Origin of the sequence: Mesorhizobium sp. L2C066B000, assembly GCF_000502335.1 — a bacterium.
Classification (GTDB): domain Bacteria; phylum Pseudomonadota; class Alphaproteobacteria; order Rhizobiales; family Rhizobiaceae; genus Mesorhizobium.
The window spans coordinates 1-1,828 of sequence record NZ_AYWZ01000050.1; the positions used below are offsets into that span (position 1 = coordinate 1).

Here is a 1,828-nt window from a genome sequence, read left to right on the forward strand (position 1 = left end):
TCACTCAACGGCGCGCCATCATCATGCGCCGGATTCGTCAGTGGTTGATCTGAATCCCCCCGCACCGTCCGAGTTGCGTGACCATGCTCGTTCTGTGCCGGCGGCGGTGCAGCCAGATCCTCCAATAGGGGTCTCCGGTCCCGACAAGGGTCCTCTTTATTCCAACGATGCGACCCTTGTCGAAGGGCTGAGGTCAGCTTACGCGGGTAAGGTCAAGGAGAGCACGGTCAAGCGCCATGTAAATTCTCTTCTCGGCTTTGGTCGTTGGCTCTTTGACAATAACAGGCCGGGATTTGCTGCTCGGCTTGACGAATCGTCGCTGGATCAGGATCGCAAGGAGTACGAGAGCAGGGGTGGCCCCTCGGAGTACGAGAGCAGGGGTGGCCCCTCGATCGTGGCTAGAGCACTGGGTCGTCTCAAGACGTTGGCGGGCGGAGCGCCAGTGGTCGACCGCCCTGTCCGGAATCCCTACCCTGCCGACGCCGCGCTCATCAGAGATTACACAGCGGCTCTCATCAAAGAGTACAAAGAAGCGCCTGCGACCGGGCCGAATCGCGGTACCATTCAGGTCTATGGATCTACTCTTATACGTTTCAGTGAATACCTGCATGAAAACAAAAAGCCGGGGATTGCGGATCGGCTTCACGAGGGGTCGCTGGATGAAGATGCCAAGCGCTATGTGAACTCCGGTGGTAACCGGAGGATCAGTGCACTAGCTCATCTCCGGAAGTTCGCACCCGGGCGCGAAATTGCCCTTGCTGCTCGTCCGGAAGACGCAGTCGGCATGGAGGCTCGTGCCATTGGGGACGCCGCTGCGCAGNCGGGCGCGAAATTGCCCTTGCTGCTCGTCCGGAAGACGCAGTCGGCATGGAGGCTCGTGCCATTGGGGACGCCGCTGCGCAGCGCAGCGGGACGCAGGAGGCATTGGGTCGGCCAGAGAGGCCCCCTGGGAAAGCTAAAGACGGGCGGGTGCTCGGCGCATTGGAATGGCTAGGCGACGAACATATCCAGAGGGATTACCAACTCCTGGAGCAGGAGTTGCAGGGGAACAATCCAGATCTCGCCGCCCGGACGCGGTTCGTGGATCCCCTCGTAGCCAATTATCATCTGCGCTTGGGCTCCGAGAGCGACAAGNGAACGGTAACGACACAGCCGACTTCCTGTTCGTGCCAGTGAGCGATGGCGGTAAGACTCTTGCGGAGCGCGGCACCCATTGGTCGCTGCTGTTCGTTGATCGCAGCGACCGGGAACGGCCGGTTGCCTATCATTATGACTCCTACAACGGATGCAATGACACGCTTGCAAAAGAGCTCGCAGAAAATCTGGGCGCCAGCCTGGAGACCCGCGTGGGCGTATCCCGCATCGCCCAGCAGAGCAACGTGGTGGATTGCGGAGTCTACGTGGTGGACGGCACGCGGGCGCTGGTTGGGCGATTGCAATCGCAGCCAGATAACCTGAACCTCAACAACCTCGTCGTCAATCGGCAGGCACTACAAACCCGCCTCAGGGGTGACAATACATTCGGAACGGCAAATAATCTTACGAACTTTGAACTCATGGACCGACAGGCCCGAGACGCGGTTAAGGAAAGCCCCGTTGGGACGTTTCACCAGCAGATCAAGCGGCTCGGCCAGTCAGCGCCAGACGTTGCTCCCGGGAACCCATTTAAATTTCAAAGTCTTGAGAGCAAGGGGGACGCCGCTGCGCAGCGCAGCGGGCCGCAGGAGGAATACAGTTGGCCAGAGTATCTCCCCCCTGGGAAAGCTAATGAAGACGACGCTGTTCTGGCATCGTCTTTCGTGCCAACTGGGCCCCATCACCAAGCCTC

The 1,828-nt window shown here is 59.8% G+C and carries 1 protein-coding gene; it reads left to right on the top strand.

Annotated elements, in window-relative coordinates:
• Positions 1-1,172: 1,172 nt before the first annotated feature.
• On the top strand, positions 1,173-1,828 hold a 656-nt coding region (locus X733_RS1000000171575; RefSeq protein ID WP_031194413.1), incomplete at its 3' end, for a Ulp1 family isopeptidase.